Genomic DNA, 12942 nt, shown 5'->3' with positions numbered 1-12942 from the left:
GCCCGGCTCCGGGATCACGATCTGCACCTCCGCGGGTGTCGCGACGGGGCCAAGGTATCGTCGTCGGGTCCCTTACCTGAACGGCCGAGTCCGGAGGCGGGCGAATGGCGACCACGGTGGACCTCATTCCGCTTCCGGCGAAGGTCGAATGGGACGGGACGTCCGGGCCGTTCACCGGGCGCGTGCGGACGTCGCTCGATCCGTCCCTGGCCGCCGAGGCGTACCGGCTGACCGTGTCGCCCGAGGGCGCCGAGATCACCGGCGGGGACGACGCGGGCGTGTTCTGGGGCAGCCAGACCATCCGGCAGCTTCGCGGCCTGGACGCGTTCCGCCGCGCCCCCATCGAACAGGAGCCGGTCACCGTCCCGTACCTGACGGTCGAGGACGCTCCGCGCTTCGCCTGGCGCGGCCTCATGCTCGACGTCGCCCGGCACTTCCTGCCCAAGGACGACGTCCTCCGGTACATCGATCTGCTGGCCGTCCACAAGCTCAACGTCCTGCATCTGCATCTCACCGACGACCAGGGGTGGCGGGTCGAGATCGAGCGGTATCCGCGGCTGGCGGAGGTGGGCGCGTGGCGGCGCCGCACCCGGATGGGCTGGGGCGACCCGCCGATGTGGGACGAGCGCCCGCACGGCGGCTTCTACACGCGCGACGACCTGCGCGAGATCGTCGCGTACGCGGCGGAGCGGCACGTCACCGTCGTCCCCGAGATCGACCTGCCCGGCCACACGCAGGCGGCCATCGCGGCCTACCCGTGGCTGGGGAACGCCGACGTGGTCGACACCGGCGCGCTGGAGGTGAAGACGGACTGGGGCATCAACCCCCACGTCCTCGCCCCGACGGCGGCCGTGGTGTCGTTCTTCGAGGACGTCCTAGAAGAAGTCCTGGACGTTTTTCCGAGCCGGTTCGTCCACATCGGCGGCGACGAGTGCGTCAAGGACCAGTGGCGGCGCTCGCCGACCGCGCAGGCCCGCATCCGCGAACTGGGGGTCGCGGGCGAGGACGGCATGCAGTCCTGGATGATCCGCCATTTCGACCGGTGGCTCGCCGACCGGGGCCGCCGCCTCATCGGCTGGGACGAGATCCTGGAGGGCGGCCTCGCGGACGGCGCGGCCGTCATGTGCTGGCGCTGGTATCGGGGCGGCGTCGCCGCGGCGAAGGCCGGGCACGACGTGGTGATGTGCCCGCAGCAGGAGGTCTACCTCGACCACGTCCAGGACCCGGGGCCAGACGAGCCCGTCCCGTTCGGCTGGGTGCACACGCTCCAGGACGTCTACCGGTTCGAGCCCGTCCCGCCGAGCCTCGCCGGGACGCCGCACGCGGCGAGTGTCATCGGCGCGCAGGCGAACCTGTGGTCGGAGGTGACCGAGAACCGAGCCCGCGTCGACTACCAGGTGTTCCCCCGCCTGGCCGCGTTCGCGGAGGTCGCCTGGTCGGCGCTGCCCGCCCCCGGCGAACGCGACGTCGCGGGCTTCGAGCGCCGCATGGACTGCGCGCACTACGCCCGCCTGGACGCGCTCGGGGTCGGCTACCGTCCGCCGTCCGGGCCGCGTCCGTGGCAGCGGCGGCCCGGCGTCCCCGGCCGGATGCACGGCAAGCCCCGCCGCCCCTGGCACACCGCCTGAGAAGGGCCGGTCTGAGAAGGGCCGGTCTGAGAAGGGCCGGTCTGAGAAGGGCCGGTCTGAGAAAGGTCACTCTGAGAAAGGCTCAGTCGAGCGACCCGCTGAAAATGATCGCGTGCCTTTCGTAGCCCATCCGCTTCTCATAGAACGGGACGGACACGGGACTCGCCGCGAAGGTGTCGAGGCTGATCAGCCGTGCTCCACGTTCGCGGCCCCACGCCTCCGCCGACCTCATCAGCGCCGTTCCCGCACCGCCGCGCCAGTGGTCGCGCCGGACGGCGATGGCGTTGACGTAGATCCGGGGCAGCGCGACCTCCCGCGTCACCTGCCGTTCGGCGTCCTCGTGCGGCGGCAGGAACGAGGCCCGGACGAACCCGACCGCCTCTCCCCCGTCGTCGCACACGCGGCCGAACACGTCCGCCTGCTCGCTCAGCAGCCTGTCCTCCAGCCATTCCGCGAGCCCGTCGGCACGCGGCGCCTGAAACGCCTCCGGCGCGATCTCCCGGTAGTACTCGGCGAAGTCCAGCCACGCCTGGGCCACTCCGCGGCCGTCCCCCGGCCGCGCGGGCCGAATCACATATCCACTCACCAGCTCATTGTCGGCCATCTCTCCCAATTGATGATCAACGAGGGGCGCTTTTCCCAGTCCTTGCGGACGACCCGTGACGCACATCAGTTCTCCGTGTCGTGCGGGAGGCGTGCGGCCTGGGCCTTGAGCAGGCGGAGCAGGCGGCCGACCTGGGCGGGCGGCTGGCGGGTGCGGGAGTGCTGGGCGACGAGGAGGACGTCCGGGCCCTCGGTGGCCAGCGGGCGGTGGGTGATGACGCCGCTCCGTTCGAGGGGGTCTCCGGAAATGCTGTATTCGGGTAGCAGTGTGACGCCCAGCCCCTGGGCCACCATGACCTTGCCCATTTCGGCGCCGTCCACGGAGTAGGCGATGGCGGGTTCGCGGCCGTCCAGGAGGCGGTGCACATAGCGGTGCATGAGGTAGCCCGCGCGCATCGCGACGAACGGCTCGGCGAGGATCCGGGCCAGCGGCACCTCGCGCAGCCGGGCGAGCGGGCTGTCGGTGCGGCAGCAGACCGCGGCGCGGCCGCGCAGCAGTTCGACCGTGGCCAGGTCCGGAGGCGGGTCGTCGCCGTCGATGACGTTGATCAGGCCGAGGTCGAGCCCGCCGCCGCGCAGCGCCTCCTGGATGTCGGCCTGCCGGGCGGTGATCAGCTCGACCTGCGTCTCGGGCCGCGCCGCGCGGAAGCCGCTGATCACGGGCAGCACGAGCGGGACGGTGGCGGCGTGCACGGTGCCGATGCGGATGCTCCGCCGGACCCGGTGCCTGTCGTCGGCCGCCGCGCGCAACCGGTGCACCGCGTCCAGGACCTCGATGATGCCGGGCAGCAGCTCGCGCCCGCCGGAGCTGAGCCGGGCGCCCGAGCGGTGCCGTTCGAGCAGCGTGACGCCGAGCTCGCGCTCCAGGTTGCCGATGGTCTGGCTGAGCGCCGGCTGCGACATGTGCAGCGCCTCGCTGGCGCGGCGCATCGAACCCAGGCGGGTCACGGCCGCGACGCACTCCAGCTGCTCGATCCGCATGGCTCCCCCTCGGCGCGCCTGCAAGGTTCGGCCTATCACCCCGTCAGGAACACCACATTGACCTGGGGCGGACCGACGCTCACAATCTTAACCATGCCTGTAGGAAATATCGAGAATGATCCGGAGGCGGTGAGGTTCGCCTACTGGGTGCCCAACGTCAGCGGCGGCCTGGTGGTGAGCAAGATCGAACAGCGCACCGACTGGGGTTACGACTACAACCGCGAACTGGCGGTCCTCGCCGAGGACAACGGATTCGACTACGCGCTCAGCCAGGTCCGCTACATCGCCTCCTACGGCGCCGCCTACCAGCACGAGTCCACCGGGTTCAGCCTGGCCCTGCTGCTCGCCACGCGGCGGCTGAAGGTGATCGCCGCGATCCACCCCGGGCTGTGGCATCCCGGCGTGCTGGCCAAGTTCGTCGCCACCGCGGACCAGCTGTCGGGCGGACGCGCCGCCGTCAACGTCGTCAGCGGCTGGTTCAAGGACGAGTTCACCAAACTCGGCGAGCCGTGGCTGGAGCACGACGAGCGGTACCGGCGCAGCGAGGAGTTCATCCGGGTGCTGCGCGAGATCTGGACCTCCGAGCACGCGGAGTTCAACGGCGACTTCTACCGGCTGCACGACTTCGACCTGCGGCCGAAGCCGCTCGCCGCGCCCGGCCGCCCGCACCCGGAGATCTTCCAGGGCGGCAACTCCACCGCCGCCCGCCGGATGGCCGGTCGCGTGTCCGACTGGTACTTCAGCAACGGCAACGACTTCGACGGCGTCACCGAGCAGATCGGCGACGTCCGCGGCGAGGCCGCCCGGCACGGCCGCAGCGTCCGGTTCGGCCTCAACGCGTTCCTGATCGCCCGCGACTCCGAGGCCGAGGCCCGCGAGGTGCTGCGCGAGATCGTCGCCAAGGCCGACCGGGAGGCCGTCGAGGGGTTCGGGGCCGCGGTCAAGCAGGCCGGGCGGTCCACCGCAGACGGCAGGGGCATGTGGCAGGACTCGGAGTTCACCGACCTCGTCCAGTACAACGACGGCTTCCGCACCGGGCTGATCGGGACGCCCGAGCAGATCGCCGAACGGATCGTCGCCTACAAGCGGCTCGGCGTGGACCTGTTCCTGCTCGGCTTCCTCCACTACCTGGAGGATGTCGAGTACTTCGGCAAGCGGGTGCTGCCCCTCGTCCGGGAACTGGAGGCCGCCGAGGCCGGCAAGGCCGGCGTTTCGGCGGCGCGGGCGGGTTCCTGAGCCGCATGATCCTCGTCCGCCGCCGCTACATCGACCTGCTCAGGTCGTCCAGCGCGCTGTGTAGCCGGGCGCGTCGTCGCCCCGCCCGTCCACCACCGGCACACGTCCATCCCGAAGGAGACCATCGGCATGTCCGTCGAGACCCAGCAGAGCGAGACCCAGCACACCGAGACCCAGCACACCGAGACCCAGCAGACTGATGTCCACCGGCCCGGGGCCGCCGACGACGGGCGGTTCGCCGCCGCGCTGCGGCGCGCCGACACCGCGGCTGCCGAACTACGCGCCACCGCCGCCGAGCGGGACCGCGCCAACCGGACCCCGCGCGCGGAGGTCGAACTGCTGCGCGGCCACGACCTCCTCCAGGTGCAGGAACCCGTCGAGTACGGCGGCGACGGCCTGAACTACGCGCAGACCGTCCAGATCACCCGCCGGATCGCGCGCGGCGACACCTCCATCGCCCACCTCATCGGCTACCACTTCGCGCAGACCCGGGTCGCGACCCTGTTCGGCACTCCCGAGCAGGCGGCGGAGCTGTCCCGCCGCAACGCCGAGCAGAAGCTGTTCTGGGGCGGTGTGCAGAACCCGCGCGGCGGCTCCGACCTCGTCCTGACCGATGACGGCGACGGGTTCCGGCTGAACGGGCGCCGGTCGTTCGCCTCCGGCGCGAGCCTCGGCGACTACCTCTCGGTCACCGCCGCCTACCGGGGAGAGCTGGTCTTCCTCTCCCTGCCCGCCGGGCGGGAGGGCTTCCGGGCCCTCGGCGACTGGGACAACATCGGCCAGCGCCTCACCGACTCCGGCGGCGTCGCGTTCGAGAACGCGCGCGTCGAGCGCTCGGAGATCCTCGGACCCGACCCGCTCACCGGACGGGCCATCACCCCCTACCAGACGCTCGTCACGCCGCACTGGCAGCTCGCGTTCGTCAACTTCTACGTCGGGACGGCCGAGGGCGCACTCGACGAAGCGCTCGACTGGACCCGCCTGCACGCCGCCCCGTGGGAGACCTCGGGCGTGGACAGCGCCACCGACGACCCCTACATCCTGCAGACCGTCGGAGAGATCCGCAGCGAGCTCCGCGCCGCCGCGCTGCTCGCCGACCGCGCGGGCGACGCCCTGCAGAAGGGCCTGGACACCGGCCCCGCGCTCACCGAGGAGCAGCGCGCCGAGGCGGCCGTCGCCGTCTACGAGGCCAAGTACCTGTCCACCAAGGTCGCGTTGTCGGCGGCGTCCCGGCTGTTCGAGATCCAGGGCGCCCGCGCCACCACCGCCGCCTACGGCTTCGACCGGCACTGGCGCAACCTCCGCACCCACACCGTCCACGACCCCGTCGCCTACAAGGCGCGCGAGGTCGGCGACTGGACCCTGAACCGGCGCGCGCCCGAGTTCTCGCTCTACCGCTGACCTCCCCACCTGCTGGTCCGGCCGCCGTCCGGCAGGCGGCCGGGCCTCCCCTCTGCCTTGCTTTCCCTTCCCTGCCTTCCCTTCCCTGCCTTCACTTCCCTGCCTTCCCTCCCCTGTCCGCCCTTCCCTGCCTGTCCTTTCCGGTCGAAGGAGTGATCGATATGACGGCGGTCGGTGTCGACCTGCGCCGTGTCTACGGCGCGTATCCCACCGGGGTGACGGTGGTCGCGGGTCTGGTCGGCGGAAACCCCGCAGGCCTCGCCGCGAGCTCGTTCGTCCCGGTCTCCCTGGATCCCCCGCTGGTGTCGGTGTGCGTCGCGCACACCTCGACGACCTGGCCGCTGCTGCGCGCGCTGCCCCGGATCGGGATCAGTGTGCTGGCCGCCCACCAGGGACACGTCGGACGGCGGCTCGGCTCCCGCGAGGCGGACCGGTTCGCCGGCGTCGACTGGCGCTCCACCCCGGACGGATGCGTGCACATCGAGGACGCCGCGGCCTGGTACGACTGCTCCATCGAGCGGCAGTTCCGCTCCGGCGACCACGACATCGTCGTCTTCCGCGTCCACGCCCTCGACGCCCAAGCCGGCGTGCCGCCGCTGATCTACCACGGTGGAACGTTCCGCGACCTGGCGGGCGGCCCGATCGGCGAACGTGCCTCCGCCCCGTGACGGGAGGCTCGACGCGGGGCGTCCAACACAGGCCCAATCTCCCTATAATCGACCTATTAACTAGGGTTATGCGGAGGCGTACGCGCCGCTCGCGGCCCGACCGGAGGGGGCGACCATGGACGCCACAGTGATCCGCAGTGACGAGGAGGCGCTGGAGACGGCCGCCGAGCTGGGAGCGGAGTTCGCCGAGCGCGCGGCCGAGCGCGACGCGCACCGCATCCTCCCGGAGGCCGAGTTGGAGCGGCTGTCGGCGAGCGGGCTCCTGGCGATCACCGTCCCGGCCCAGTACGGCGGGGCGGACGTGCGGGCCGACACGCTGGCCGAGGTGTTCCGGACACTGGCCGCGGGCGATCCCAACATCGCGCAGATCCCCCAGAGCCATGTCGTGTACCTGCGCGTCCTGGCCCAGCAGGGGACGCCCGAACAGCAGAAGTTCTTCTTCGGCGAGGCGCTGGCGGGAAAGCGGTTCGGCAACGCGCAGTCCGAGCGGGGCACCAAGCACGTCCAGGAGTACACGACCCGGCTCGTCCCGGAGGAGTCGGGCGGGTTCGTGCTGACCGGCACCAAGTACTACAGCACCGGGGCGTTGTTCGCGCACTGGGTTCCCGTCCTGGCACAGCTTGAGGTGGACGGTGAGGACCGCCTGCACGTGGCCTACGTCCACCGCACCGCCGACGGCCTGGAGGTGGTGGACGACTGGAACGGCATGGGGCAGCGCACCACCGCCAGCGGCACCGTCCACCTCCGGGATGTGCGCGTCCCGGCCGACCATGTGGTGCCGCACCACCTGACCTTCACCGGCCCGCAGGTGCACGGGTCCACGGCGCAGCTGCTGCACGCGGCGATCGACGTGGGCATCGCCTCGGGCGCGCTGCGCGAGGCCGTGGACTTCGTCAACACGACGAGCCGTCCCTGGTTCGAGAGCGGCGCGGACACGCCCGGCGGCGACCCGCTGCTCGTCCAGCGGTTCGGGGAACTGGCCATCACCGAACGCGCCGCGCGCGCCCTGCTCGCCGAGGCCGGACGCGCGGTCGAGCACGCCAGGCACGACCTCACCGACGCGAACGCGGCGCGGGCCTCCATCGCGGTCGCCGCCGCCAAGACGTACGCGGACCGCGCCGCGGTCGAGGTCACCAACGCGCTGTTCGAGGTGTCCGGGACCCGCTCCGCCCTGGACGAGCTCAACCTCCACCGGCACTGGCGCAACGCCCGCACGCACACCCTGCACGACCCCGTCCGCTGGAAGGTCCAGCACATCGGCCGGCACGTCCTCAACGGCACGCCCCCGCCGCGCCACGGCGTCATCTGAGAATCACGACGAGGGAGATCCCCGTGACCCTGACCTTCCACTGGTTCCTGCCCACCTATGGCGACAGCCGCTACATCGCCGGCGGCGCGCACGGCCCGCAGGCCGGAGTCGCGACGGGGAACCGCCCGGCGACTCTCGGCTACCTCGGGCAGGTGGCGCGGGCGGCCGAGGAGATCGGCTTCGTGGGCGCGCTGACCCCGACCGGGGCGTGGTGCGAGGACGCGTGGCTGACCACCGCGCCGCTGGTGGAGATGTCGGAGCGGCTGAAGTTCCTGGTGGCGTTCCGTCCCGGGCTGCTCAGCCCCACGCTGGCCGCGCAGATGGCCGCCACCTACCAGTGGCATTCGGGCGGACGGCTGCTCCTGAACGTGGTCACCGGCGGCGAGTCGCACGAGCAGCGCGCCTACGGCGACTTCCTCGACAAGGCCGCCCGGTACACGCGGACGGACGAGTTCCTGCACGTCGTCCGCTCGCTGTGGCGAGGCGAGAAGGTCGACTTCCACGGGACGCACGTCCAGGTCGAGGACGCCCGGCTCGGCCGCGTCCCCGACCCCGTCCCGCCGGTCTACTTCGGCGGCTCCTCCCCGGCCGCCGGGCGGGTCGCGGCCCGGCACGCCGACGTCTACCTCACCTGGGGCGAGCCGCCCGCCGCCGTCGCCGACAAGATCGCCTGGATCCGGGGACTCGCCGCCGAGCGGGGACGCCGGATCGGGTACGGCATCCGCCTGCACGTCATCACCCGCGACACCGCCGGGGAGGCGTGGGCGCAGGCCGGGCGGCTGCTGTCCGGGATATCGGACGAGGCGATCGAGCAGGTCCAGGCGGGCCTGCGCCGCAGCGAGTCAGAGGGCCAGCGCCGGATGCTCGAACTGCACGGCGGGTCCGCGAAGGGCCTGCGCGAACTGGAGGTCGCGCCGAACCTGTGGGCGGGCGTGGGCCTGGTCCGCGGCGGCGCGGGGACGGCCCTGGTCGGCAGCCACGAGGAGGTCGCGGACCGCATCGCCGAATACGCCGCGCTCGGGCTGGACGAGTTCGTCCTCTCCGGCTACCCGCACCTGGAGGAGGCGTACTGGTTCGGGGAGGGCGTCCTGCCGATCCTGCGCGACCGGGGACTCTGGACGCATCCCGCCGGGGACCCGTCCGCCGCGGCCCCGGCGGCCGTTCCCTTCGCCGCTTCCTGACGTAGCCGTCGCTCCGTTCCCGTCTCCGGTTCGCCGGGCGCGCGGCGTCCGTTTTCTACAAGACCGCCATCCAACGCGTGGATACGTTGACCTGCATGAACGTATCCCCGATCCGGGTCTTTCGACCTGGTGAGCGCGAATATGACGAGGAACGGCTGGGGCTCAACCGGGCCGTGGAGTCGCGTCCGGCGTGCGTGATCCCCGCGGCCAGTGAGGAGGACGTGGTCGCCGCCGTGCGGACGGCGGTCGCACAGGGCCGGGCCGTCGGCGTGATGGCCACCGGCCACAGCCCCACGGTCGCGGCGGACGGCGCCGTGCTGATCAGCACCGGGCGGATGAACGGTGTCGAGGTGGACCCGCTGACCAGGTCCGCCTGGGTTGAGGCGGGGACGCGGTGGCGGCAGGTCGTGGAGCGCGCCGCCCCGCACGGCCTGGCCCCGCTCAACGGGTCCAGCCCGAACGTGGGCGCGGTCGGGTACACCACCGGCGGCGGCGCGGGCCTGCTCGGCCGCCGCTTCGGCTTCGCCGCCGACCACGTGCGGCGGCTGCGCGTGGTCACCGCGGACGGCCGTCTGCGCGAGGTCGGCCCTGAGAGCGACCCCGACCTGTTCTGGGCGGTGCGCGGCGGCAAGGACAACTTCGGCGTCGTCGTCGGCATGGAGATCGAACTGTTCCCGGTGCCGCGGCTGTACGGCGGCGGCCTCTACTTCCCCGCGGACGCCACCGGCGACGTCCTGCACGCCTACACCGAATGGACCCGTTCGCTGCCGGAGTCCATGGCCTCCTCGGTGCTGCTGGCCCAGAACCCGGACCTGCCCGCGGTGCCGGAGCCGCTGCGCGGCAGGTTCGTCGCCCACGTGCGGATCGCCTTCAGCGGCGCCGAAGGCGGTGAGGACCTGGTGCGGCCGCTGCGGGAGATCGGCCCGACCCTGATGGACACGCTGCGGGACATGCCCTACGCCGAGGTCGGCACCATCCACCACGACCCCACCGATGCCCCCTACGTGGCCTATGACCGCAACGTGCTCCTGCACGACCTGGGCAAGGACGCGGTCGACACCCTCCTCGACCACGCCGGACCGGACGCGCAGCCGCCGTTCATCGCCGAACTGCGGCACTTCGGCGGCGCCTACGCCCGTCCGCCCGAGATCCCCAACTGCGTCGGAGGCAGGGACGCGACGTACTCCCTGTTCACCGGCGCGACGCCCGACCCCGGGAGCCGGGAGTCGCGCGACCGGTTCCTGGCGGACATGCGCCCCTGGAGCACCGGGGGCACCAACATCAACTTCGCCGGCGTGGAGGACACCGACCCGGCCATCGTCCGCACCGCCTATCGTCCCGACGACTACACCCGCCTGACCGAACTCAAAGCCGCCTACGACCCCGGCAACGTCTTCCGCATCAACTTCAACATCCCCCCGAAGGACGGGAGGAAGTCGTGCGAGTAGGAATAGGGCTTCCCGCCGCCGTGCCGGACACGGACGCCACGGTCATCGGGCGCTGGGCCGCGGAGAGCGAGGAGCGCGGCTTCGCCTCGCTGGGGGTGATCGACCGGCTGGTGTACGACAACCTGGACCCGCTGGTCGCGCTGGCCGCCGCGGCGGCCCGCACCGAGCGCGTCGAGTTGTTGACCACCGTCCTCAACGCCGGCTACCGCGGCAACCCGGTACTGCTGGCCAAGCAGATCGGCTCGCTGGAGCGGCTGTGCGCCGGACGGCTGACCGTGGGCCTGGGCATGGGCGGCTGGCCCGAGGACTACGCCGCCAGCGGCGCGCCGACGACCGGGCGCGGCGCCGCGTTCGAGGCCGGCCTCGCGGCGATGCGCGCCGTGTGGCGCGGCGAGACGAGCGGAGCCTCCGGCCCGGTCCCCGCCCTCCCCGAGGGCCGTCCCGGACTGCTGCTGGCCGGTCTGGTACCCGCCGGGTTCGCCCGAGCCGCCCGCCTTTCCGACGGCTGGGTGGCACCCTCTTTCGGCCTGCGAACCCTCGAACAGGGCGTCGAGGCCGTCCACCGGGAATGGGCCCTGGCCGCACGACCCGGGAGACCGCGCATCATCGTCGAGCGCTACTTCTGCCTGGGACCCGGCGCGGCCCAGACCGCCGAAGCCTACGTGGCGCACTACTACGGCCCCGACTACCTTCCCCACATCCTGCCCGACCTGCTGACCGATCCCGACCGGCTACACCTGGAGATCGAGCGCCTGGCCGCGGCGGGCGCCGACGACCTGGTACTGCTGCCCTGCTCGGGCGATCCCCGGCAGATCGGCCTGCTCGCCGACGCCCTCGACCAGACGCGCCGGACACCGGCCATGGAGGCGACGCCGTGACCTCCCCCGGCCGGCGTTGACCCGGCGGGGCCAACGCCGGCCGGGCGGTGGCCCCGGCTCCTTCGCGCGCGTCGGGACGCCCTTTCCGTGCACTGCCGATCCGAGGATTTCAAGGCGACATATTCCGGCGACGGGCATACGGTGCCACGACGATCGTCGTCCACCCGCCGACGGCGAGCGGAACAGTCGTTTTATCTGACCTTCGACAGACCGGAAAGGATGGTCCTTGCTCAATGGCCAGTGTCGCCTGACGGCACGTGAAGATCGCAAAATCGGGTGATAGCGTGCGTTCCGGTGGCAACTCCGGCAAAGGAGAACATCGACGACATGCTCGACCTGAACTCCTTTAATCCGTTCGGGCCACATGTCGGGTCTGCCTACGAGTACTTCGAGCAGGCCCGGGAGCGGGAGCCGATCTTCTTTTCCGAGCCGCTGCAGGCGTGGTGCGTCACTCGATACGACGACATCAAGCGGATCGCATCCGATTGGAAGACGTTCTCCTCCAGTGATGCGTTCCCCAAGCCTGTCGGGTTACCGGAGGAAGCACAGTGGGCGGCGGACTTCCTGTTCGACCATACGGTCATCACGATCGGTGATCCGCCTCGGCACACGGCCGTGCGCCGCCTCGTGCACGACGGGTTCAAGCCCGGCGCCATCGCCCGGTTCGAGCCGTCGATCAGGCGGATCATCGCGAAGCACGTAGACCGGCTCCCCGAATCCGGCGTCTTCGACCTCGTCACCGAGTTCTCCTCGGTCGTCCCGCTGGAGGTCGTCACGCAGGTGACCGGCTTCCCCCTCGACGAGAACGGGGACCTCCTGCGGTGGATAGAGGATGAGACGGTCCTGTTCTCCGGAACGGCGGCGCTGACCGACAAGGAGCTGATCGCCCACGGCAGGGGCTTCGCCGAAGGGGTCGCCTACCTGCGCGAGCTGGTCGAGGCGCGGCGGGCGCGTCCGCGGAACGACCTCATCTCGCTGATGGTCACCGGAGACCCGGACGGCCACGTCCTCAACGCGGACGAGGTCGTCATACAGGCCCTGGGCCTCATCTCGGCGGGATGGGAGACCACCGGAAACGCCATCACCAACATCGTCGGGGCGCTTCTCGAAGAGCCTTCACGATGGGCCGCCCTTGTGCGCGGAGAGGTCGCGGTCGACCAGGTCGTCGCCGAGGGCCTGCGATTCGACACCTCCGTGTTCGGCCTCTTTCGTACGGCCACGCGAGAGGCGGCCGTGGGCGGGATGACTTTCGCCGCGGGAGACCGGCTCTTCTTGTTCTACGCCTCCGCCAACCACGATGCCGATCACTTCCCGGCGCCGGACGAATTCCAGCTCGCCCGGACGAACGCGAAAAAGCACCTGGCTTTCGGCCACGGAATCCACAACTGCATCGGCGCTCCACTAGCGAGGCTCGAACTCGAAATCGCCCTCGAACTCCTGGCCGCCCGCTATCCCGCCCTACGCCTGGCAGATGTCGCCCGCTCCCCCGCCTACAAGCCCTTCAACCAGTTCAGAGCCCCCAAATTCCTCCGAGTCGCCGCCTAACCCAGGCCAGCCGAATCCGCTTACCCCTGGGACCGGCGAGAGCGGTCGCTCCACCTGCCAAGCC

11 protein-coding genes are annotated in these 12942 nt (G+C 71.4%); 9 read left to right on the top strand and 2 right to left on the bottom strand.

Features of this window, described 5'->3' with window-relative positions; genetic code table 11:
* Positions 1-104: 104 nt before the first annotated feature.
* Positions 105-1628: a beta-N-acetylhexosaminidase gene (locus tag FXF68_RS38495; RefSeq protein WP_148767752.1), complete on the top strand. Its 1524-nt coding sequence runs from the start codon at positions 105-107 to the stop codon at positions 1626-1628.
* Between the two features lie 82 nt (positions 1629-1710).
* Here the strand turns inward: FXF68_RS38495 and FXF68_RS38490 are convergent, their stop codons facing one another.
* Both FXF68_RS38490 and FXF68_RS38485 read right to left on the bottom strand, forming a co-directional pair.
* On the bottom strand, positions 1711-2214 hold the full coding sequence (locus FXF68_RS38490) for a GNAT family N-acetyltransferase (protein ID WP_187438327.1): 504 nt from the start codon (positions 2212-2214) through the stop codon (positions 1711-1713).
* Positions 2215-2297: 83 nt separating this feature from the next.
* Positions 2298-3212 carry a LysR family transcriptional regulator gene (locus FXF68_RS38485; RefSeq protein WP_148767750.1) on the bottom strand — a complete coding sequence of 305 codons (915 nt, stop codon included), beginning with the start codon at positions 3210-3212 and terminating at the stop codon, positions 2298-2300.
* Between the two features lie 93 nt (positions 3213-3305).
* Here FXF68_RS38485 and sfnG point away from each other — a divergent pair, with 93 nt between their 5' ends.
* From sfnG to FXF68_RS38445, 8 genes are all read left to right on the top strand, one after another.
* Positions 3306-4448: a dimethylsulfone monooxygenase SfnG gene (gene sfnG, locus FXF68_RS38480; RefSeq protein WP_148767749.1), complete on the top strand. Its 1143-nt coding sequence runs from the start codon at positions 3306-3308 to the stop codon at positions 4446-4448.
* 129 nt (positions 4449-4577) lie between these two features.
* Positions 4578-5849 (top strand): acyl-CoA dehydrogenase family protein, encoded by a 1272-nt coding sequence (locus FXF68_RS38475; protein WP_148767748.1) that lies wholly within the window; start codon positions 4578-4580, stop codon positions 5847-5849.
* Between the two features lie 161 nt (positions 5850-6010).
* Positions 6011-6517 carry a flavin reductase family protein gene (locus tag FXF68_RS38470; protein WP_148767747.1) on the top strand — a complete coding sequence of 169 codons (507 nt, stop codon included), beginning with the start codon at positions 6011-6013 and terminating at the stop codon, positions 6515-6517.
* A 115-nt stretch (positions 6518-6632) separates the two neighbouring features.
* Positions 6633-7826, top strand: a complete 1194-nt coding sequence (locus FXF68_RS38465; protein ID WP_148767746.1) for an SfnB family sulfur acquisition oxidoreductase — start codon at positions 6633-6635, stop codon at positions 7824-7826.
* 23 nt (positions 7827-7849) lie between these two features.
* Positions 7850-9007, top strand: coding sequence for an LLM class flavin-dependent oxidoreductase (locus tag FXF68_RS38460; protein ID WP_148767745.1), 1158 nt, complete (start codon positions 7850-7852; stop codon positions 9005-9007).
* Between the two features lie 95 nt (positions 9008-9102).
* Entirely contained in the window at positions 9103-10455 is a 1353-nt protein-coding gene (locus FXF68_RS38455) for an FAD-binding oxidoreductase (protein ID WP_148767744.1), read from the top strand.
* Complete coding sequence (locus tag FXF68_RS38450; RefSeq protein WP_148767743.1) at positions 10446-11333, top strand: LLM class flavin-dependent oxidoreductase; 888 nt, start codon at positions 10446-10448, stop codon at positions 11331-11333. The genes FXF68_RS38455 and FXF68_RS38450 overlap by 10 nt, the downstream gene beginning before the upstream one ends.
* 294 nt (positions 11334-11627) lie before the next feature.
* Positions 11628-12878: a cytochrome P450 gene (locus tag FXF68_RS38445; protein ID WP_148767742.1), complete on the top strand. Its 1251-nt coding sequence runs from the start codon at positions 11628-11630 to the stop codon at positions 12876-12878.
* The last annotated feature ends 64 nt before the right edge of the window (positions 12879-12942 follow it).

Source organism: Actinomadura decatromicini, from assembly GCF_008121305.1.
GTDB lineage: Bacteria > Actinomycetota > Actinomycetes > Streptosporangiales > Streptosporangiaceae > Spirillospora > Spirillospora syzygii.
This window is presented reverse-complemented; position numbering and strand designations above follow the sequence as displayed.

Bases quoted from the DNA above. Each gene is read 5' to 3' on its own strand.
- FXF68_RS38465 (WP_148767746.1), top strand. From the start codon at position 6,633: ATGGACGCCACAGTGATCCGCAGTGACGAGGAGGCGCTGGAGACGGCC.
- FXF68_RS38455 (WP_148767744.1), top strand. From the start codon at position 9,103: ATGAACGTATCCCCGATCCGGGTCTTTCGACCTGGTGAGCGCGAATAT.
- sfnG (WP_148767749.1), top strand. From the start codon at position 3,306: ATGCCTGTAGGAAATATCGAGAATGATCCGGAGGCGGTGAGGTTCGCC.
- FXF68_RS38470 (WP_148767747.1), top strand. From the start codon at position 6,011: ATGACGGCGGTCGGTGTCGACCTGCGCCGTGTCTACGGCGCGTATCCC.
- FXF68_RS38475 (WP_148767748.1), top strand. From the start codon at position 4,578: ATGTCCGTCGAGACCCAGCAGAGCGAGACCCAGCACACCGAGACCCAG.
- FXF68_RS38485 (WP_148767750.1), bottom strand. From the start codon at position 3,212: ATGCGGATCGAGCAGCTGGAGTGCGTCGCGGCCGTGACCCGCCTGGGT.
- FXF68_RS38495 (WP_148767752.1), top strand. From the start codon at position 105: ATGGCGACCACGGTGGACCTCATTCCGCTTCCGGCGAAGGTCGAATGG.